This window comes from Paraburkholderia sp. Ac-20340 (assembly GCF_017104965.1).
Classification (GTDB): Bacteria; Pseudomonadota; Gammaproteobacteria; order Burkholderiales; family Burkholderiaceae; genus Paraburkholderia.
In genome coordinates, this window is record NZ_JAAGPR010000014.1 from 127116 (window position 1) to 146611 (window position 19496).

The 19496-nt window shown below is 64.6% G+C and carries 17 protein-coding genes; 4 read left to right on the forward strand and 13 right to left on the reverse strand.

All coding sequences use genetic code 11. The features are described 5' to 3' along the window. Positions 1 to 287: 287 nt before the first annotated feature. The 4 genes from gshB to G3N59_RS18615 all read right to left on the reverse strand — a co-directional run bounded on the left by gshB (position 288) and on the right by G3N59_RS18615 (position 5007). On the reverse strand, positions 288 to 1241 hold the full coding sequence (gene gshB, locus G3N59_RS18600) for a glutathione synthase (RefSeq protein ID WP_205984097.1): 954 nt from the start codon (positions 1239 to 1241) through the stop codon (positions 288 to 290). Between the two features lie 129 nt (positions 1242 to 1370). Beyond that, positions 1371 to 2660: a glutamate--cysteine ligase gene (gshA, locus tag G3N59_RS18605; RefSeq protein ID WP_027815735.1), complete on the reverse strand. Its 1290-nt coding sequence runs from the start codon at positions 2658 to 2660 to the stop codon at positions 1371 to 1373. A gap of 469 nt (positions 2661 to 3129) precedes the next feature. Beyond that, positions 3130 to 4614, reverse strand: coding sequence for an ammonium transporter (locus G3N59_RS18610; protein WP_205984098.1), 1485 nt, complete (start codon positions 4612 to 4614; stop codon positions 3130 to 3132). A 54-nt stretch (positions 4615 to 4668) separates the two neighbouring features. Beyond that, on the reverse strand, positions 4669 to 5007 hold the full coding sequence (locus G3N59_RS18615; RefSeq protein ID WP_006048089.1) for a P-II family nitrogen regulator: 339 nt from the start codon (positions 5005 to 5007) through the stop codon (positions 4669 to 4671). 616 nt (positions 5008 to 5623) lie between these two features. Here G3N59_RS18615 and G3N59_RS18620 point away from each other — a divergent pair. Then, a complete protein-coding gene (locus tag G3N59_RS18620) occupies positions 5624 to 5893 on the forward strand; it encodes an accessory factor UbiK family protein (RefSeq protein WP_205984099.1) in 270 nt (89 codons plus the stop codon). Between the two features lie 150 nt (positions 5894 to 6043). Continuing rightward, positions 6044 to 7582 carry a YifB family Mg chelatase-like AAA ATPase gene (locus G3N59_RS18625; protein WP_205984100.1) on the forward strand — a complete coding sequence of 513 codons (1539 nt, stop codon included), beginning with the start codon at positions 6044 to 6046 and terminating at the stop codon, positions 7580 to 7582. Positions 7583 to 8050: 468 nt separating this feature from the next. On the opposite strand, the gene G3N59_RS18630 is transcribed toward G3N59_RS18625, so the two are convergent. Continuing rightward, positions 8051 to 8635 (reverse strand): hypothetical protein, encoded by a 585-nt coding sequence (locus G3N59_RS18630; protein WP_205984101.1) that lies wholly within the window; start codon positions 8633 to 8635, stop codon positions 8051 to 8053. 206 nt (positions 8636 to 8841) lie between these two features. Here G3N59_RS18630 and G3N59_RS18635 point away from each other — a divergent pair, with 206 nt between their 5' ends. Beyond that, positions 8842 to 9372: a TlpA disulfide reductase family protein gene (locus tag G3N59_RS18635; RefSeq protein WP_205984102.1), complete on the forward strand. Its 531-nt coding sequence runs from the start codon at positions 8842 to 8844 to the stop codon at positions 9370 to 9372. Positions 9373 to 9444: 72 nt separating this feature from the next. Here the strand turns inward: G3N59_RS18635 and G3N59_RS18640 are convergent, their stop codons facing one another. The 6 genes from G3N59_RS18640 to G3N59_RS18665 form a co-directional block, all read right to left on the reverse strand. Further along, complete coding sequence (locus tag G3N59_RS18640; protein WP_205984103.1) at positions 9445 to 10806, reverse strand: sigma-54 dependent transcriptional regulator; 1362 nt, start codon at positions 10804 to 10806, stop codon at positions 9445 to 9447. An 81-nt stretch (positions 10807 to 10887) separates the two neighbouring features. Beyond that, positions 10888 to 12816, reverse strand: coding sequence for an ATP-binding protein (locus G3N59_RS18645; RefSeq protein WP_205984104.1), 1929 nt, complete (start codon positions 12814 to 12816; stop codon positions 10888 to 10890). Between the two features lie 202 nt (positions 12817 to 13018). Beyond that, positions 13019 to 14302 carry a dicarboxylate/amino acid:cation symporter gene (locus G3N59_RS18650; RefSeq protein WP_205984105.1) on the reverse strand — a complete coding sequence of 428 codons (1284 nt, stop codon included), beginning with the start codon at positions 14300 to 14302 and terminating at the stop codon, positions 13019 to 13021. 348 nt (positions 14303 to 14650) lie between these two features. Further along, the gene (gene lipA / locus G3N59_RS18655) at positions 14651 to 15655 is read right to left on the reverse strand and encodes a lipoyl synthase (RefSeq protein WP_205984106.1); all 1005 of its coding nucleotides are present in this window, start codon (positions 15653 to 15655) and stop codon (positions 14651 to 14653) included. Between the two features lie 62 nt (positions 15656 to 15717). Continuing rightward, positions 15718 to 16563: a lipoyl(octanoyl) transferase LipB gene (gene lipB, locus G3N59_RS18660; protein WP_205984107.1), complete on the reverse strand. Its 846-nt coding sequence runs from the start codon at positions 16561 to 16563 to the stop codon at positions 15718 to 15720. A gap of 148 nt (positions 16564 to 16711) precedes the next feature. After that, positions 16712 to 17038 (reverse strand): DUF2917 domain-containing protein, encoded by a 327-nt coding sequence (locus G3N59_RS18665; protein ID WP_205984108.1) that lies wholly within the window; start codon positions 17036 to 17038, stop codon positions 16712 to 16714. A 99-nt stretch (positions 17039 to 17137) separates the two neighbouring features. Between G3N59_RS18665 and G3N59_RS18670 the strand changes: the two genes are divergently transcribed. Next, entirely contained in the window at positions 17138 to 18121 is a 984-nt protein-coding gene (locus tag G3N59_RS18670) for a transcriptional regulator GcvA (RefSeq protein ID WP_205984109.1), read from the forward strand. 81 nt (positions 18122 to 18202) lie between these two features. On the opposite strand, the gene G3N59_RS18675 is transcribed toward G3N59_RS18670, so the two are convergent. Continuing rightward, positions 18203 to 18523 carry a DUF493 family protein gene (locus tag G3N59_RS18675; protein WP_205984110.1) on the reverse strand — a complete coding sequence of 107 codons (321 nt, stop codon included), beginning with the start codon at positions 18521 to 18523 and terminating at the stop codon, positions 18203 to 18205. After that, a complete protein-coding gene (locus G3N59_RS18680; RefSeq protein ID WP_205984111.1) occupies positions 18520 to 19494 on the reverse strand; it encodes a D-amino acid aminotransferase in 975 nt (324 codons plus the stop codon). Before G3N59_RS18680 ends, G3N59_RS18675 begins: the two co-directional genes overlap by 4 nt. Between the last annotated feature and the right edge of the window lie 2 nt (positions 19495 to 19496).

Sequence of the window (19496 nt, forward strand, 5' to 3'; positions counted from 1 at the left end):
ACGTTTATGGCGTCGCAGCGCATGACCCGGGCGCGGGCTCGCGGCATTGTAGCAGGGTCATTTTCGTGCCGACCATGCGGTTTTGCTCGCAGTATTCACACCTCGATTTGAGCAGATCTTGTGCCTTGCAGCACGCAATCGCCCGTCTCAAGGCGCGCCCACAGTCGGAAGATGCCGTCGCGGCGGTAGGAATCAAGCACCCTGCCACCGCGATTCGAGCCCTTCCTCCATCGATTTATAGCCGTTTTTATGCGTTTCGGGCTGTTGCGCACACACGACGGGCAAAATCAGGCCGCCGCACGCTCCAGCGCGTCGATGAACATCGCCGCCACGTCGAAGCCGGTCTGCTCCATGATTTCGCGGAAACACGTCGGGCTCGTCACGTTGACTTCGGTGAGCCAGTCGCCGATCGCATCGAGCCCCACCAGCAGCAGCCCGCGCTCGACCAGCTTCGGCCCCAGCGTTTTCGCAATCTCCAGATCGCGCGCCGTGAGCGGCTGCGCCACGCCCAGCCCGCCCGCCGCCAGGTTGCCGCGCACCTCGTTGCCCTGCGGAATGCGCGCGAGCGAATACGGCACCGGCTCGCCGCCGATCAGCAGGATGCGCTTGTCGCCGGCCTTGATTTCGGGGATGAACTTCTGCGCCATGACGCTGCGACGGCCGTCCTCGCTCAGCATCTCGATGATCGAGCCGAGGTTCATGCCGTCCGCCTTGACGCGGAATACGCCCATGCCGCCCATGCCGTCGAGCGGCTTGAGGATCACGTCCTGATGCTGCTCGTGGAATTGGCGCAGACGCGCGGCGTCGCGCGTGACCAGCGTCGGCGCGACGAACTGCGCGAACTCGCCGATGGCGAGCTTTTCCGAGTGATCGCGGATCGCCTGCGGCTTGTTGAAAATCTTCGCGCCCGCGCGCTCGGCGATTTCGAGCAGCCACGTCGAGGTGACGTACTCCATGTCGAAGGGCGGGTCCTTGCGCATGATGACGGCGTCGAAGCCGGTCAACTCGCGCGAATCGGGCGCGTCCTTGAACCACGTCTCGCGATGCAGATCCGCCGTATCGCCGACGATCTCGAAGCGGCGCACATCGGCTTCGACCTTGCCGTCCACCCAGGCGAGATGCTGCGGCTCGCACGCAAACAGCGTGTGACCGCGCTTCGCGGCCTCGGCCATCATCGCGTAGGTCGAATCCTTGTAGATCTTGAACCGCTCGAGCGGATCGGCGATGAAGAGAATGTCCATGTCGTCCCTGCAGCTATGCTGATGTTTTGCTGGAAATTTGCCAGCCTTGATGACGGCTGCGCCCGCTCGGGGCGGGCGCAGCAAGGTGTTGTTATCGACGGTTTCGACGCTTTCTGCAGCAATCCGGCCTTACACCTGGATTGCCTCGGGATCGGTCTTTTCCAGCTCGACCGATGCCGCCAGCAAGCCAAGACGCGCGACCACGCCGTACATGTAGAAGCGGTTCGGCGGCGCCGCGCCCGGCTTCGCCCGCGTATCGGGCAGCGCCGTGTGCTCGAAGCCCAGCGGCACGAAATGCATGCCCGGCGCGTTCAGGTTCTGGTCGCGCTCGCGGCTGCCGTGCGCGCGGTAGAAACCGCCCACCACGTAACGGTCGATCATGTACACGACCGGCTCGGCCACTTCGTCGCCGATATGCTCGAAGGTGTAGACGCCTTCCTGCACGATGACGTCGCGCACTTCCAGCCCGTCCTTCGTGGCCGACATCTTCGCACGTTCGCGCTTGGTGAGTGCGGCGACCTCAGAGGCGTCGTGCACCGTCATCACGCCGCGGCCATCGGTGCCCGCATCGGACTTGATGACCACGTAAGGCTTTTCGGTGATGCCGTACTCGCGATACTTCTTCGCGATCTTCTTGAGCACCGCGTCGATCGACGTGGCCAGTTGCTCCTCGCCCGTGCGCGCCTCGAAATCGACGTTTTCCACGTGCGCGAAGTACGGATTGATCATCCACGGATCGACGCCGACCATCTTGGCGAACTTCTTCGCCACGTCGTCGTAGCAGGAAAAGTGCGTCGATTTGCGGCGCACGGCCCATGCGGCGTGCAGCGGCGGCAGCAGATATTGCTCGTGCAGATTTTCGAGCACGGACGGAATGCCGCCCGACAGGTCGTTGTTCAGAAGAATCGAGCACGGGTCGAAGTTCTTCAGGCCCAGGCGGCGCTGCGAACGTTCGAGCGGTTCGAGCACGATCTTCTGGCCGTCGGCGAGCGAAATCGTCACGGGACCGGCGATGTTCTCGTCGAAAGTGCCGAAGCGCACGTTCAGCCCCGCCTGACGCATGATGGTCGCGAGGCGCGCGACGTTTTCGAGGTAGAAGGCGTTGCGCGTGTGCTGCTCGGGAATCACGAGCAGGTTCTTGGCGTCCGGGCAGATTTTTTCGACGGCGGCCATGGCGGCCTGCACGGCGAGCGGCAGCACTTCCATCGGCAGGCAATGGAAGGCGCCTGGGAACAGATTGGTGTCGACCGGCGCCAGCTTGAAGCCGGCGTTGCGCAGGTCCACGGAAGCGTAAAAAGGCGGCGTGTGTTCCTGCCATTCGAGGCGGAACCAGCGCTCGATGGCCGGCGTCGCGTCGAGGATGCGCTGCTCCAGCTCGAGGAGCGGGCCGTTCAACGCCGTAACCAGATGCGGGACCATAAGGTATTACTCGCGGACAAAAGCTGATTGATTGTAGGAAAACCGGGAGCTTATCTGGGGACGATTGCGCCGGTTACAAGATGGCTTTTCCCTTACGTTCCATAGGGTTACTCACCGATCCGGCCATCGCGCACGCCGCGCACCCCGCCGTGGCGTCACCTGCCCCCGTTATCCACATCGGATATCCATTCTGGACCGCACGCCCCGTCAAACGCAATGGGGCCGCACGAATTCGGGGCTCAACGGTGTAACGCCTGAGCGCGCGTCTTATTCCAGCGCGCGTGTCCTGTTTCCAACCGCTTGCCCGCCCGCAAAAGCCACGCCCAAAAAAGAAAGGGCCCGCCATAAAGACGGGCCCAAGTCGCTGTGCTCCAGGTACTGCTACTGCTGCACTGCTGCTACACCGCTGCTAAACCTTCTCCCAGCATGCTGCCACCCCGTGCGAAGTCATGCTGTGCTGCTCGTAAGATTATTCGACGCGCTCGCCATGGAGGATCACGTCGAGACCTTCGCGTTCTTCTTCCTCCGTGACGCGCAGGCCCATGACCATGTCGATCACCTTCAGCAGGATGAAGCTCACCACGCCGCTGTAGATCACGGTCGTCATCACGCCCTTGATCTGCAGGATCACGCTGCCGTCCGCGCCGCCGATGTCATGCACCGCGAACACGCCGGTCAGGATTGCACCGATGATGCCGCCGATACCATGCACGCCGAATGCGTCGAGCGAGTCGTCGTAGCCGAACTTGTGCTTGAGCCACGTTGCCGACCAGAAGCAGACCACGCCTGCCACCACGCCGATCACGATCGAACCCATCACGCCCACGAAACCCGAAGCCGGCGTGATCGCCACCAGACCTGCGACTGCACCCGAAGCGATACCGAGCACCGAAGGCTTGCCCTTGGCGATCCACTCCGCGAACATCCAGCCGAGCGCCGCGCATGCCGTGGCGACCTGCGTCGTGAGCATCGCGAAGCCGGCACGGCCGTCAGCCGCGACTGCCGAACCTGCGTTGAAGCCGAACCAGCCCACCCACAGCATGGCCGCGCCCATCAGCGTGAGGACCAGGTTGTGCGGTGCCATGACTTCGCGGCCATAGCCCACGCGCTTGCCCAGCATCAGGCAGCAGACCAGGCCTGCAACACCGGCGTTGATGTGCACCACCGTGCCGCCTGCGAAGTCGAGGATGCCTGCGCTTGCCAGCCAGCCGGTCGGTTCCCAGACCATGTGAGCGATCGGCGAGTAGACGATGATCGACCACAGCGACATGAACACCAGCATCGCCGAGAACTTCATGCGGTCAGCGAATGCGCCGGTGATCAGCGCCGGCGTGATGATCGCGAACGTCATCTGATAGACGAAGTAGACGCTTTCCGGAATCGTCGAGGCCAGGTGGCTCACCGTCAGCGTGGTCGCCTTGTCGCCCTTGATGTAGTTCATGCCTTCAAGGAAGACGCGCGAGAAGCCGCCGATGAACGGGCCGCCCGGCGTGAACGCGAGGCTGTAACCGATCACCGTCCAGATCACCGTGACGACGCAGGTGATGGCGAAGCTTTGCATCAGCGTCGAGAGCACGTTCTTCTTGCGGACCATGCCGCCGTAGAAGAGCGCGAGGCCCGGGATCGTCATGAACAGGACGAGCGCGGTGGAAGTCAGCATCCACGCGGTATCGCCCGAGTTGATCTTCGACGAATCGACCGAGAACGGCGCGGTCGGTGCGGCCGGCGCTGCTGCTGCAGCGGCGGCGGCCGATGCGTCAGCCGGTGCGCTGGCTGCTGCGGCCGGCGCCGAAGCGGCGGCGGCGGAAGCCGTAGCGGCTGCCGATGCGTCAGCGGTCGTGGCTGCGGGTGCGGATGCCGCGGCGGGAGCGGACGCATCGTCCGCCAGCGCGGCGCCGATGCCGCCAGCCAGCAGCGAGCCGGCCATCAGCAAGGACATGATTAGTTTGCGCATCTCGGGTTCCTCTTGTCTCTTCTATCTGGTCTCTAACGCTCGTTGAAGCGTTGGTTAAAGCGCGTCGGCGCCGGTCTCGCCGGTGCGGATGCGGATGACTTGTTCGATGGGGGTGACGAAAATCTTGCCGTCACCGATCTTGCCGGTGCGCGCTGCGCGCTCGAGTGCCTCGATAGCCTGATCGACGATGTCGTCGGACACGGCGGCTTCGATCTTCACTTTCGGCAGGAAGTCGACGACATACTCCGCACCGCGATACAGCTCGGTATGGCCCTTCTGACGGCCGAAGCCCTTCACTTCCGTGACCGTGATCCCCGACACGCCGATGGCCGACAGAGCCTCGCGTGCTTCATCGAGCTTGAACGGCTTGATGATTGCTGTAATCAGTTTCATGTAGTCCTCGCTGTGGTTGCTTTCATCCCGTATTCACTTCTGCAACGGGCGCCTGCGGTGCGGGTCTCGCCCCGCTGGCGCACCGCGAGCCAGCCGTTTTTCGGTGCGCGGGGGGTTATTAGCAACACCCGTGCCAATTCGATCGAAGGCGTTTCTTTGTCGCGTTCGCGGCCTGGCTGCGACGAAGTTCGATGCACGAAGCGGCCATCCCGTGGACAATGCCGTTCCGCACGCCGAAGTCCGCGCCGCGCGGGCCGCGGCGCGCTCGCACACGGGCCTGGCCGAACGGCCAGCGCTGGCCTCGAGCGGTGGCGGCGCCAGGCGAGAGTTGCTAGAGTGTCCTCAAGGATTCAGGCGCGGCACGATCGCCTCAGATGCACGCGGATAAGCGTGAGAACGAAGCGCGGCGGGCCGCGAAGCGCTCATGGAAGGCGCGCCGCGTGTGCACATTCCAGGCACGCGGTTCGCGAACGAATTCCGCACACCAGACGCGCACCAGATGCGCACACGGGCATCGCGGGCTTCGCGGGTCTCGCACCAAGATCGATCACGATCGGCAGCGAGGCACAGTCGAAACGAAATCTGCACATTTTTTGTGCAGCGAAGGGGAAACCGAATGAAACAACCGAACGACGTATTCAACGATCTGCAGTCGAAGGTCAGCGAACTTCTCAAGAACTCGCCCGCGCGCGATGTCGAGCGCAATGTGCGCGCGATGCTCTCGCAAGGCTTTTCGAAGCTTGAACTGGTCACGCGCGAGGAATTCGACGCGCAGACGCAGGTGCTGGTGCGTACGCGTCAGCGTCTGGAAGAGCTTGAGCGCCGCGTGGCCGAACTCGAACAGAAGCTGCCCGTTGCCGCCGCCTCAACTGGCCAGTCGTCCTGATCAATTCTCTCTTCATCAAGGCAAGCGAGCCGTAACGGTTTAGCAATGGAACCGTAAAGGGGCACGCGCTTCACCAGCCTGGCGCATGCAGTTAAACGGCGTGAACCGCAAATCACGCCGCAACGCATGCGCTGCCTTTCGGAGATTTCCATGTCGCTTGCCGTGGTGAAAAGCCGCGCGCCGGCTGCTGGCCGCGCGCCCGAAGTGACTGTCGAAGTTCACCTCGCCAATGGGTTGCCGTCGTTTTCCATCGTCGGTTTGCCCGATCTGGAAGTCCGCGAGAGCCGCGAGCGTGTGCGCGCCGCGCTCTCGAACTGCGGCTTCGACTTTCCGGTCCGCAGAATCACCGTCAATCTCGCGCCCGCCGATCTCCCGAAAGAATCGGGGCGTTTCGATCTCCCCATCGCCTTGGGCATTCTGGCGGCCAGCGGGCAGATTCCTGCGGCTTCGCTCACGTCCACGCGTGAATTCGCGGGCGAACTTTCGCTCACGGGCGCGGTGCGCCCCATGCGCGGCGCGTTCGCGATGGCCTGCGGGACAGCGCGCGCGCACGCCGCCAGCGAGACAACGCCCGAGCTTTATCTCCCCGCCGATAACGCCGCCGAAGCCGCACTCGTGCCCGGCGTGGACGTCTACGCGGTCACCGACCTGCGCGCGCTGTGCGGGCATCTCGCGCGCGCTGAAGACGCGCGCCTCGCGCCCGTGCGCGCTCCTGCAATCGATACCGCGCTCGCCACGCCAGCGCCCGATATGGCCGATGTGATCGGCCAGCGCGGTGCGCGCCGCGCGCTCGAAGTCGCTGCGGCGGGCGGTCATCATCTGCTGATGGTCGGGCCGCCCGGCGCGGGCAAGTCGATGCTCGCGGCGCGCCTGCCCGGCCTCCTGCCGCCGATGAGCGACGAAGAAGCGCTTGCCAGCGCGGCGTTGCTCTCGGCCAGCGCGATCGGGTTTTCACCGCAGCAGTGGCGTCGCCGGCCGTTTCGCGCGCCGCATCATTCGTCGAGCGCGGCAGCGCTGATCGGCGGGCGCAATCCGCCCCAGCCCGGCGAAATCACGCTCGCGCATCTGGGCGTGCTGTTCCTCGACGAATTGCCGGAATTCGACCGGCACGTGCTGGAGACGCTGCGCGAGCCGCTGGAAGCCGGCGCCATCACTATTTCGCGCGCCGCGTGGCAGACGGATTTTCCCGCCGCCTGCCAACTGGTCGCGGCGATGAATCCGTGCCCGTGCGGCTGGCGCGGCGACCCTTCCGGGCGTTGCCGCTGCACGCCCGAAGGTGCGGCGCGTTATCGGCGCAAACTGTCCGGGCCGCTGCTCGACCGGATCGATATCCAGATCGAACTGCCCGCGCTGCCGCCTGCCGAACTGGCTTCGCGTGCAGTCACGCCCGGCGAACCGAGCGGCGTGATCGCGCGGCGCGTCGCGGCGGCGCGCGAGCGTCAACGGGTCCGCCAGGGCAAAACCAACCGCGAACTGAGCGGCCGCGAAACCGACGAAGTCTGCCGCCCCGACGCCGCCGGCGAAGCCTTGTTGCGCGAAGCGGGCGAGCGGTTCGGCTGGTCAGCGCGCGCTTACTATCGCGCCCTCAAGGTCGCCCGCACGATCGCCGATCTCGCGGGCGCCGCCATGCCCGATGCCGCGCATGTCGCCGAAGCGGTGCAGTATCGGCGGGCTTTTAGCGATCAGTAGTGCGGATCAATCGTCTGACAGGAACCGCGGCAAGCTGGCGCACGGGCTGCAAAGCTGCCTTCAAAGCCACGCGACAAACCACCGCCGCGGCCTTGCACCCAATCCTTCAGATGGATCAAAAAATCGAAGTCAAGACTTGACTTATGCACACTTCGTCGGCTTGGTCTCGTTTCGAGATACGATTCGCATTCCGCCTCGATCCAAAACGCAAGTCATTGATTTTTATACGTTTCAAAAAACGACAAGAAGCGGCGAAAACTGACAAACAGCCCACAGCGCGGCCTTTTGCGGGCGACGGCGCCGTTTTACCCACAAAGTTGTCCACAGGACCTGTGGGTAACCAGTAAACCTTCAATCAAATCCAGCAGATAGCTCGTAAACCCAGGAGAGGACTTTCACTTCGGCGCGCAAATGGCCATGTGAACGGGCGTGCAGATACGTCTACGCTCCGGTCTCCTGAATACGTACTCAGTAGAGCTTGAACGATTGGAAGAACTGATCGACCTGCTCGGCGGCGGGCTGCTCGCGCCCGACGATCGCCAGTTGATAGGCGTGCGCGCCCTTCGCAACGAAACGCGCGTGGATCGTGCGCGCTTCCTCTTTCGCCCCGGCTTTGCCCGACAGTTCCATATCGAAGCCCGGCACGCTGCCGCCCGTCGCCAGCGGCACGGCCACAGCGCGGGCCTCGGGCGGCGCGCCGACATTGCGAGCAAGGCCGTTGCGCAGGAAAGTCAGCGCCTTTTGCTGCGTGGCGGGCTGCGCGTCGGGCAGATCGAGCGTGCCGATCACGAACACCGCCCCGCCGACCTCGGCGGTCTGCATATGCATGCGCATGGGCGCGCCGTTCACGTCGATGCTGCGCACGTCCGCGCCGGGTTTGGCGGGCATGTCCACGCTGTAGCCGCTCGCGTTGTTCGAGATCGTGCGCCAGTCGTAGGTCGGCGAGCAGGCGATCAGCGCGCCAAACACCAGGCAAAACGACAGGCCACAAAACGAAACACACAGCGCGCGGGCCGCAACCAGGCGAAAACGGCGAATGACGTCGATGAGCATGTGAGCGCAAATGGGGCGAGATGGCGGACGCCGAACATTATCCTGCACCGGCGAGCACGCGTGCCGCCGCAGCCGCTATGCCGGGAAATTCGGCGCTACAATGTTCGCCCGAGCCATTGCGAGATAGACTGGCTCCGCCAGATCCGCATCCGATCGGCACCATTGCGCACCGATTTGCGCTCTTTCCAGCGCCCGAGGCTTCACCCATGACCGCATCCCCGACTCCTGCCAAGGCCCGTTCCGGCGCACTCCGCAACATCGCTGCGGCGATCGTTGTCGTCGCCATCGCCGTGGCCGGCTACTTCGCTTTCTTCGGCAGCCAGCAGCGCGTGCCCGACGCCACCTTCACGCTGCTTTCGGGCCAGAAGGTGTCGACGGCCGACCTCAAGGGCAAGGTCTATCTGATCAACTTCTGGGCGACGAGCTGCGCAACCTGCATGCAGGAAATGCCGCAGATGGTCCAGACCTATAACCGCTTCAAGGGCGAAGGCCTCGAATTCGTCGCCGTGGCGATGAACTACGACGCGCCGATGTACGTCGCCAACTACGCGCAAACGCGCCAGTTGCCGTTCAAGGTGGCGATGGACGACGGTTCGGCGGCGAAGCAGTTCGGCAACGTGCAACTCACGCCGACGACCTTCGTGGTCGACCGCAACGGCAAGATCCTCAAGCGCTACGTGGGCGAGCCGCAATTCGCGGAACTCGACCAACTGCTGCAGAAGGCGCTGGCGACCTGATACGCCGCGCGCTGCGCAAACCGGCACACGTGAAAACGGCAGCGAATTCGCTGCCGTTTTGCTTTTGCGCGCTCAACCGCGCGTGTCGCTCTCCTGGCGCGCCACCAGCCCATAGCGGCGAATCTTCTCGTAGAGCGTGGCCTTGGCCATCTGCAGGCGCTCGGCGGCCTGAGCGACCGCGCCATGCGTCTGCTGCAACGCATCGGCGATCAAGGCGCGCTCGTACTGCTCGACACGCTCCTTGAGCGGCAAGGCCTCGTCGGCGCCTGCGGACGACGGCGGCGCGACATCGTCGGGAATCCCAAGCACATGGCGATCCGCCGCATTGCGCAGTTCGCGCACATTGCCCGGCCAGTCGCGCTGGGCAAGGCGCATGCGGTCGCGCTCGGTCAGCAGCGGCGCGGGCCGTTGATATCGCACGGCCGCATCCAGCAGAAAATGCTCGAACAGCGGCACGATGTCCTCGCGACGCTCGGCGAGCGGCGGCAGCGCAATCGTCACCACGTTCAGCCGATACAGCAGGTCGCGCCGGAACGTGCCCGCCGCGACGTGCTCGTTCATGTCGCCCTTGGCCGCCGCGACCACGCGCAGATCGACTCGCACCGGCTGGTTCGAGCCCAGCCGCTCCAGCACGCCGTCCTGCAGCACGCGCAGCAGCTTCACCTGAAGCGCAAGCGGCATGCTCTCGATTTCGTCGAGGAAGAGCGTGCCGCCCGCCGCATGTTCGAGCTTGCCGATCCGCCGTTTGGCCGCGCCCGTGAACGCGCCCGGCTCGTAGCCGAACATCTCCGATTCGAACATCGGCTCGGGCAGCGCACCGCAGTTCACGGCGACGAACGGCTTGTCGTGGCGCGGCGAAAGCTCGTGCAGACTGCGCGCGATCAGTTCCTTGCCCGCGCCGGTGTCGCCGTTGATCAGCACGGAGGCATCGGTGGGCGCGACGTTCGCGATCAGCCGGCGCACCTGCTCGATCGCCACGCTCTTGCCGATGATGCGCGGCGCGAGCGTGTTCTGCCCCGCCAGTTCGCGGCGCAGCGCGAGGTTTTCGAGCATCAGCGTGCGGCGCTCCAGCGCGCGGCGCACGGTTTCGATCAGGCGTTCCGAGGCGAACGGCTTTTCGATGAAGTCATACGCGCCGTCGCGCATCGCCTGCACGGCCATCGAGATATCGCCGTGGCCGGTGACGAGAATCACGGGCACATCGGGCGCGCGCTCGTGGCACTGCGCGAGCAGATCGAGCCCGCTCATGCCGGGCAGGCGGATATCGCTGACCACGACGCCCGCGAACTCCGCATCGACGAGCGGCAGCGCGGCTTCGGCGTTCGCGTAGCCGGTGGCATCGAAACCCGCGAGTTGCAGGCTCTGCACACCGGCGCGGCGCACCAGTTCTTCGTCCTCGATATAGAGCACCCGGCCGGGCGTTGAGCTGACCATGTTCGTTCGTGTTCCTTGTATCCAATGCGGCGCGCGATTGTGCCAGGCTTGCGCGTGGCGTGCATCTGCTTTGTGCCGACTTTATCGCGACGTACCGGCGGCCGCCGCGCCATTCATGCGCGAGCGCCGCAGCGTCAGCACGAACGCGGCGCCGCCGTCAGCGACATTGTGCGCCGTCAGCGCACCGCCGCAGTCGCGCGCAATCGACGATGAAATCGCCAGACCGAGCCCCAGCCCCTGCCCCATCTCCTTGGTCGTGAAGAACGGCTCGAAGAGACGCGGCATCACGTCGGCGGGAATGCCCGGTCCATTGTCGCGCACCGAGATTTCCAGCGTCGCAGGCTGCGCCCGCACGTCGATGACGATGCGCGGACCAGGCAGGCCCGCCACCGCGTCGAGCGCATTGCCGATCAGGTTGATCAGCACCTGTTCGAGCCGCAGATCGTCGCATTGTGCGATCAGTTCGGGGTACTCGCCGTGCGCGTCGAGCGCAACGCTCGCGGCGTCGCCATCGGTGAACGTGAGCTCGACCTGCACGCCTTCGAGCCGCTTGCCGAGCAGCGCCAGCGCATTGCGCACCGCGCGCGCCACCGGCGAGCGCTGGCCCTTGGGCTTCGCGCGCCCCACGAACAGTTTGAGCTGATTGACGATCTTGCCCATGCGCTCGGTGAGCGAGCCAATCGCCTCCAGATTCTCGTGCGCCACGTCGTACTGGCCGCGTTCCAGAAACACGCGCGTGTTGTCCGAAAAACTGCGCAGCGCCGCCAGCGGCTGGTTCAGTTCATGCGTGATGCCCGCCGCCATTTGCCCAAGCGCGGCCAGCTTGCTCGCCTGGATCAGTTCGTCCTGGGTCGCGCGCAACTCCTGCTCCGCGCGCGTGCGTTCGGCCACTTCGCGTTGCAGGCGTTCGTTCGCCTGCGACAGATCGGCGGTGCGTTCGGCCACGCGATCGTTGAGCATCGCATAGGCTTTTTGCAGCATCGCGCGGCTCTTGACCACTTCGCGCACGCGCGCGCGGCGCATGCGCCAGTAAAAGCCCAGCAGACACAGCGAGACGTAGCCGAAGCCCGTCATGATGGTGGCGTTGCGCGTGGCGTCGAGCACCGGATCGACCGGCGACATCGTCACGAGATGCCAGTCCGGTTCGCCCAGCGCGCGGCGCGTTTCCAGATAGCGCGGCGCGCGCAGGCCGCTGCCGATGCGCACGATATCGGCATCGCCTTCCAGCACGCGCTCGACGCTCGCGGGCAGCGGCGGAATATCCTGGCGCGCGTACTGTTGCGTGGCGTCGATCGAAGCGACGATGTCGGTCGGCAGCGGGCGCACCGTGCGGTACTTCCACGCGGGCACCGAGGAGAGAAAGATCACGCCATGGTCGTCGGTGACGAGCAGCGGTTCGGAGGCATCCGAGCCCGGAAACCATTCGAGATTGAGCTTCACCACCGCCACGCCGACAATCCGCCCATTGCGCCGCACCGGCTGCGAAATGTAGTAGCCCGGATCATGCGAGATCGTGCCGATGCCGAAGAATCGGCCGACGTTGCCCTTGGACGCATCGATGAAGTACGGGCGAAAGCGATATTCGACGCCCACGAAACTGTCCGAGCCGCGCCAGTTGCTTGCGGCGATACACGTGCCGTCGTTGCGGATGATGTAGGTGGTCGTCGCGCGCGCGTGACGGTTCACGTCTTCGAGATAGCGATTGGCCGCCGCCACCAGCTCGGGCTTCGGATCGGCCAGCGCGTCCTGCACGAGCGGATGCGCGCCCACCAGATACGGCAGCGATTCGTAGCGCTCCAGCGTGCTCTTGAGCGCGGCGGTCGTGCGGTCGCCGCGCACGGCGGCGTTGCGGCGCAGCGCGTCGATGCCGGTCTGCCAGGCGAGCGACCACACGAGCGCGCAGACAGCCACGAGCCCGACAGCGAGCGCAAACAGCAGAAGAAGACGGCGCGTCACGGATGAGGCTTCCGGGTGATCGAGCGGGGATGGGTGGGATTGTGGCACACGCATACCGCGCAAGGCGGCCGATCGTGGAAGGCGGTGAACGCCGGGAAAACAGGTGGGGTAGCGGGCGGCGTATCGCAGGGGAACAACACGCCGCCCAGCGGCTTACGCCGCTTACTGCCGGTACAGCAGGTACAACCGGTACAGCGACAGCCTGACAAGACCGGGGACGCTCGCGCGCCGCCCGGTCGAACACACTCACGCGTGCTTACGCACCTGCGCTTTCCTTCACTTCCGAAGACTCGCCGGACAGCACCGCACGCAGCTTGTTGCGGTCGAGTTCCTTCTCCCATGCCGAGACAACCACGGTTGCCACGCCGTTGCCGACGATGTTGGTCAGCGCGCGGCATTCGCTCATGAAGCGGTCGATACCGAGAATCAGCACCATGCCCGAGAGCGGGATCGTCGGCACCACGGCCAGCGTCGCCGCCAGCGTGATGAAGCCCGCGCCGGTCACGCCGCTGGCGCCCTTCGAGGTCAGCATCGTCACGGCGAGCAGCGTGAGCTGCTGCGTCCACGTGAGGTCGGTGTTGGTCGCCTGGGCGATGAACAGCACGGCCATCGTCATGTAGATGTTGGTGCCGTCGAGGTTGAACGAGTAACCGGTCGGCACCACGAGGCCCACCACCGAGCGCGAGCAGCCCAGACGCTCGAGCTTCTGCATCAGTTGCGGCAGCGCCGACTCCGACGAGCTCGTGCCCAGCACGATCAGCAGTTCTTCCTTGATGTAGGAAACGAAGCGGATGATCGAGAAGCCCGTCATGCGCGCGATCGCACCCAGCACGACCAGCACGAACACGACCGAGGTCAGATAGAACGTGCCGATCAGCTTGAGCATCGGCAGCAGCGAGCCCACGCCGTACTTGCCGATGGTGAAGGCCATCGCGCCGAACGCGCCGATCGGCGCCAGCTTCGTGACGATCTTGACGACGCCGAACAGCACGCCCGAGATGCCGTCGATGAAGTCGGTCACCACGCGGCCGCGCTCGCCCAGTTGCGTGAGCACTGCGCCGAACAGCAGCGCGATCAGCAGGATCTGGAGGATTTCACCTTGCGCGAACGCCGAGAAAATCGTGTCCGGGATGATGTGCATCAGGAAGTCGACCGAGCTCTGGCCGTGTGCCTTTTCGGCGAAGCTCGCCACCGACTTGGCGTCGAGCGTGCTCACGTCCACATTGAAGCCCGCGCCCGGCTTGAGCACGTGCGTGGCGATCAGGCCGAGCACCAGCGCGAAGGTCGAAACGATCTCGAAGTAGAGCAGCGCCTTGCCGCCCACGCGGCCCACTTTCTTCATGTCCTCCATGCCGGCGATGCCGGTCACGACGGTACAGAAGATGATCGGCCCGATCACCATCTTGATGAGCTTGATGAAGGCGTCGCCGAGCGGCTTCATGTCGATACCGAGCGCCGGCCAGAAGTGGCCAAGAATCACGCCGATGACGATCGCCACGATCACCTGGAAGTAGAGGACTTTGTGGAGAGGTTTCTTCACTTGGGGTGCCTGCAATAAGTTAAGCCGATGGCCGCGCTTTTCGAGCGCCGTGCCGCGACAGGTCGAAACGGGGGGAATCAGCGAAACCAGATGAGGAATGTGGACATCGGCTGTCTCCTTGATGTTTTTTTTGTCGCGGCCGGGAGGTTGGCCGCACGTTTCTAATTGCAAGGTTGATGCCAGCGACGCATTGCCGCGCCAGCCTTGATTTACAAGGTTTTTATCGGCATAGGGCGCGCGCGCAATCTGGTTTTCCAGAAATGCGGATTGAATGCGTCCGGGAATCCGGAACGCCAGATGCGAAAAAGCCCGCACGAGGCGGGCTTTTTTCTGACAGACCGGCGAGGCTTAGACTACGCCCGCGCCGTGTGCCTGGACGTCGGCGTGATAGCTCGAACGCACCATCGCGCCAACCGCGGCGTGCGTGAAGCCCATCTTGTACGCCTCTTCCTCGTACATCTTGAAGGTGTCCGGGTGCACGTAGGAACGCACCGGCAGGTGGTGCTCCGAAGGCTGGAGATACTGGCCGATCGTCAGCATGTCGACGTCGTGCGCGCGCAGGTCGCGCATCACCTGAAGAATTTCTTCTTCGGTTTCGCCCAGACCCACCATCAGGCCCGACTTGGTCGCGACTTCCGGGTGCAGCGCCTTGAAGTCCTTGAGGAGCTTCAGCGAGTGCGCGTAGTCCGAACCCGGGCGCGCTTCCTTGTAGAGGCGCGGCACCGTTTCGAGGTTGTGGTTCATGACGTCGGGCGGCGCGGCGTTGAGAATTTCCAGCGCGCGGTCCAGACGGCCACGGAAGTCCGGCGTGAGAATTTCGATGCGGGTTTCCGGCGAATGCTCGCGCACCTGGCGGATACATTCGACGAAGTGACCAGCGCCGCCGTCACGCAGATCGTCGCGGTCCACGCTCGTGATCACGACGTACTTGAGCTTGAGCGCGCCGATGGTGCGCGCGAGATTGCCCGGTTCTTCCGGATCGAGCGGATCGGGGCGGCCGTGACCGACATCGCAGAACGGGCAACGGCGCGTGCACTTGTCGCCCATGATCATGAACGTGGCCGTGCCCTTGCCGAAACATTCGCCGATGTTCGGGCAGCTCGCTTCCTCGCACACCGTATGCAGGTTGTGCTCGCGCAGGATGTTCTTGATTTCGTAGAAGCGCGACGTGCCCGTGGCCGCCTTGACGCGAATCCACTCGGGCTTCTTGAGCTTCTCGATCGGAACGATCTTGATGGGAATGCGCGCGGTCTTGGCCTGCGCCTTCTGCTTCGCGGTGGCGTCGTACGGGACGGCGTCGGCGGCAGGATTCACTGCGGGGGTCGCTGCGGGGTTGGCAGTTACGTCAGTCATGCTTTCGATCCAGTCAGGCCGCCGGAGTAACGCCAGCCTGCGGTTGTGGCGGTTGCCCGCCTTCAGACCGCGCGAGCGGCCGGGTCCACAGCGGCCGCTTCGGCCGCGAGGTCTACGGCAGCCGCTTCGGCTGCCGGAAGAGGTTCTGCTTGCGCGGCTTCGTTGTCCGCTGCTTCGTCGTTGGGCGCGTGCTTTGCAGCATGTTCCGCGAAATTCGCTTCGAGTCGCGCGGCCAGCGTTGCGGCCGCTTCGCGCCACGTCGCCTGCGCGCCGAGCGTCGCCATATCGACGGTTTCGAGTCCCGCGTAACCACACGGATTGATGGCGAGGAACGGGCTCAGATCCATCGACACGTTCAGGCTCACGCCGTGGTAGCTGCAGCCGTTGCGGATCTTCAGACCCAGCGCGGCGACCTTGGCGCCACGGTGCACGGCGCTTTCGCCCTGGGCGTCATCTGGCACGTAAATACCGGGCGCGCCGTCCTTGCGTACACCGGCGAGATTATACGCCGCCAGCGTTTCGATCACGGCCTGCTCGATGAGCGTGACGAGCTCGCGCACCATCAGTTTCCGGCGCCGCAGATCGACCAGCAGATACGCCACGACCTGCCCCGGCCCGTGATACGTGATCTGGCCGCCGCGATCGATCTGTACGAGCGGAATGCCGCTATTGGCGATCAGCAGATGTTCGGGCTTGCCGGCCTGGCCGAGTGTGAAGACGGGCGGATGTTCGACCAGCCAGATTTCGTCGGGCGTGGTCGCATCGCGTTGCGCGGTGAACTCGCGCATGGCGTCGAAACTGGTCTGATAAGGCTCCGTGCCGCGCCAGCGCAGCACGAATGGCTCGCCATTCTGCTCAGAAGCGGGGTCGGACGGGATAGACGGGGATAAAACCGGGGTGGCGCACATGATTTCGGGAGTTTACCCAATTCGGGACAAGCGCGCCGACGGCTGCGGCCGAAAGTCTCTTGCGGATCGCGAGAAAAGCACAAACGGGCGCTCCGTCCGGTGAGCGCCCGCCTGTTTTACTACCTGTCCTGGCTGCCGCGATAGGAACTCAAACCGTGCGCCAGCCGTCGCCCATATGAACGCCCAGGCGTGCTGCCTTGCGCGTGACCCAGTCCGCCGCGCGCTCGCCGATACGCGTCGGCGTGGCGAACGCCACCCACGCCGCCGCGCCCTGCTCCGCGCCGATCCACAGGCGCTCGCCGCGCCGCAGCCGCAGCGTGTGGCCCGGCTCCAGCCAGTAGTCGGCGGTATCGTCGCTGCGCGTGACCCAGACCGCGCCGCAACGCACCGTCAGCCGCGTGCTGTGCGAAACGCGCACCGATGCCACTTGATTAGCCTCGACTTCGAACGTGATATCTGAAGAAATCTCTCTCATTTCCGCCTCCGAATGCCCTGCTTTGATAGCTACAATCCTAGACAACACAAGGGATCGGGCAAAACGATCATTTTTCACGGCTATGTGAGAAAAATTACGATGGACCTGCGTACGCTCCCGGCGCTGAACGCCCTCAAGGCCTTCGAAGCCGCCTCCCGCCACGAGAGTTTTTCGCGCGCCGCCGACGAGCTTTTCGTCACCCACGGCGCGGTCAGCCACCAGATTCGCGCGCTCGAAGCGGAGCTGGGCGTGGCGCTGTTCGCGCGCGACGGCAAGCGCGTGCGCCTGACCGACACGGGCCGCCGCTACGCCAGCCAGGTGCGCGACGCGCTCGGCCAGCTTGCGCATGCGACCCAGGAAATCCGCGCGGGCGACCGCGACCGGCGCCTGGTCGTATCGATGCTCACGTCGTTCGCGGCGCGCTGGGTGACGCCGCGCATCGGCCGTTTTATCGAAGCGAATCCGCAGTGGGACGTCGAGCTGCAATCGACCAATTCCCTCACCGATTTCGCGCGCGACGACGTGGACGTGGCGATCCGCTTCGGCTACGGCCACTATCCGGGCCTGCACGCTGAACTGCTGCTCGACGAGATTTTCTTCCCGGCCTGCTCGCCCGATTTCCGCGACGGCAAGCTGCCCGCCGATCCGCGCGAAATGACCAGACTGCCGCTGCTGCGCTCCGACGACGAACTCTGGCGCCCGTGGTTCGACGCCGCCGGCATGCAGGACATGCCCGAGCCCAAGCGCGGCGTGCTTTATCAGGATTCGTCGAACCTGCTGCAGGCCGCGATGGACGGCCAGGGCATCGCGCTCGTGCGCCGCTCGCTGGCGATGCACGAGATCACGCGCGGGCGCCTCGTGCGCCTCTTCAAGGACATCGACGGGCCGAGTCCTTGGCGCTACTACCTCATCTGCACGCAGCAACGCCTGCAGACCGAGCGAGTGCAGGCATTCCGCAACTGGGTTTTCGACGAAGTCGCGCGCTTCCGGCGGCTGTACGAAGACGCCTGCGAAGCCGGCCCGCTGATGACGGCGGCGGCTGCCGCGCTACGCGCAAACGAAAACGAAAACGACGCGGCATAAAACCCGGAATCGCGCCCCAAAAAACAAAAAGGCTGCCCGAAAGCAGCCTTTTTTCATGCTCCAGCGCCGCAGCGCCAGCCTTTACAGCACGATCTTCACCATCGGATGACCGGTGAGCGCGCGGTAGATATCGTCCAGATGCGCCTGGCTGGTCGCGCGCACCGTCACCGTGAGGCCGGTGTAGTTGCCGCCGCTCGACGGACGCTTTTCGATGATGGTTTCATCGAAACCGCCGTCGAATTCGCGCAGCACCGCGATCATGGTCGATTCGAATTCCGGGTGCGTCTTGCCCATCACCTTGATGGGGAAATCGCAGGGGAATTCGATCAGCGATTCCTTGACTTCCTCGCCCGCGCCGATCACGGCCGGGGTGTTAGCCGAGTTGTTCTGTGATGCAGTCATTTTTCCACTTCCTGTAGCGTGGCTCGCGCAACATCGCGTGCCTCGCGCGCCTTCGCACGCTGATAAGCCTCGTAGAGCGCGGCATAAACCGGCCCTGGTTTGCCGTTGCCCACGGCCGCGCCATCGAGCGCAACGACGGGCAAAATTTCCTTGGTCGCCGAGGATACCAGCAGTTCGTCGGCGCTGCGCAGCGCCGCTTCGTCGATCTCGCGCGCCTCGAAACGCAGGCCGCAGTCCTGCGCCAGCTCCTCGATGAGCCCGTAGCGGATGCCTTCGAGGATCTTGTTGCTGCGCGGCGGCGCGTAGAGCGCGCCATCCTTCACGATCCACACATTCGACGACGAAGCTTCCGTCACCCAGCCGTCGCGCAACTGGATCGTCTCGAACACGCCATGCTCGACGGCGTTCTGCGCCATCAGCACATTGCCGAGCAGCGAAGTCGCCTTGATATCGCAATTGAGCCAGCGGCGGTCTTCGGCCGTGACGCAGGCCACGCCCGCCGCACGCTGCGCGGCGCCCGGCATGACGAGCGGATTGACCATCACGAATACCGTCGGCGTGATGCCGGCCGGAAACGCGTGACCGCGCTTCGCGACGCCGCGCGTCACCTGAACGTAGACGTTCGCGTGCGCATCGTGCGCGAGCGCGCCCGCTGCTTCGTTCGCCTCGATCACGCGCGCGATCAGCGCACGCCAGCCTGCTTCATCGAACGGATTCGTGATCCCGACCTTGTCGAGCGAGCGCGCCAGCCGCCCGAGATGCTGGGCAATGCGAAACGGCACGCGCACTTTTTCGGGCGCATCCGCTATGTCCCCGGTTTCGAGCACATACACCGGCACGACTTCATAAATCCCGTCGCCGAAAATAAAGCCACGGTCCAGCACCGGCACGCGCGCTTCGGAAAGCGGCGTGAGTTCGCCGTTGAGCCAGACGATCGGCTCGGCGGCTTCATGGATCGAAATCGAGGACATGG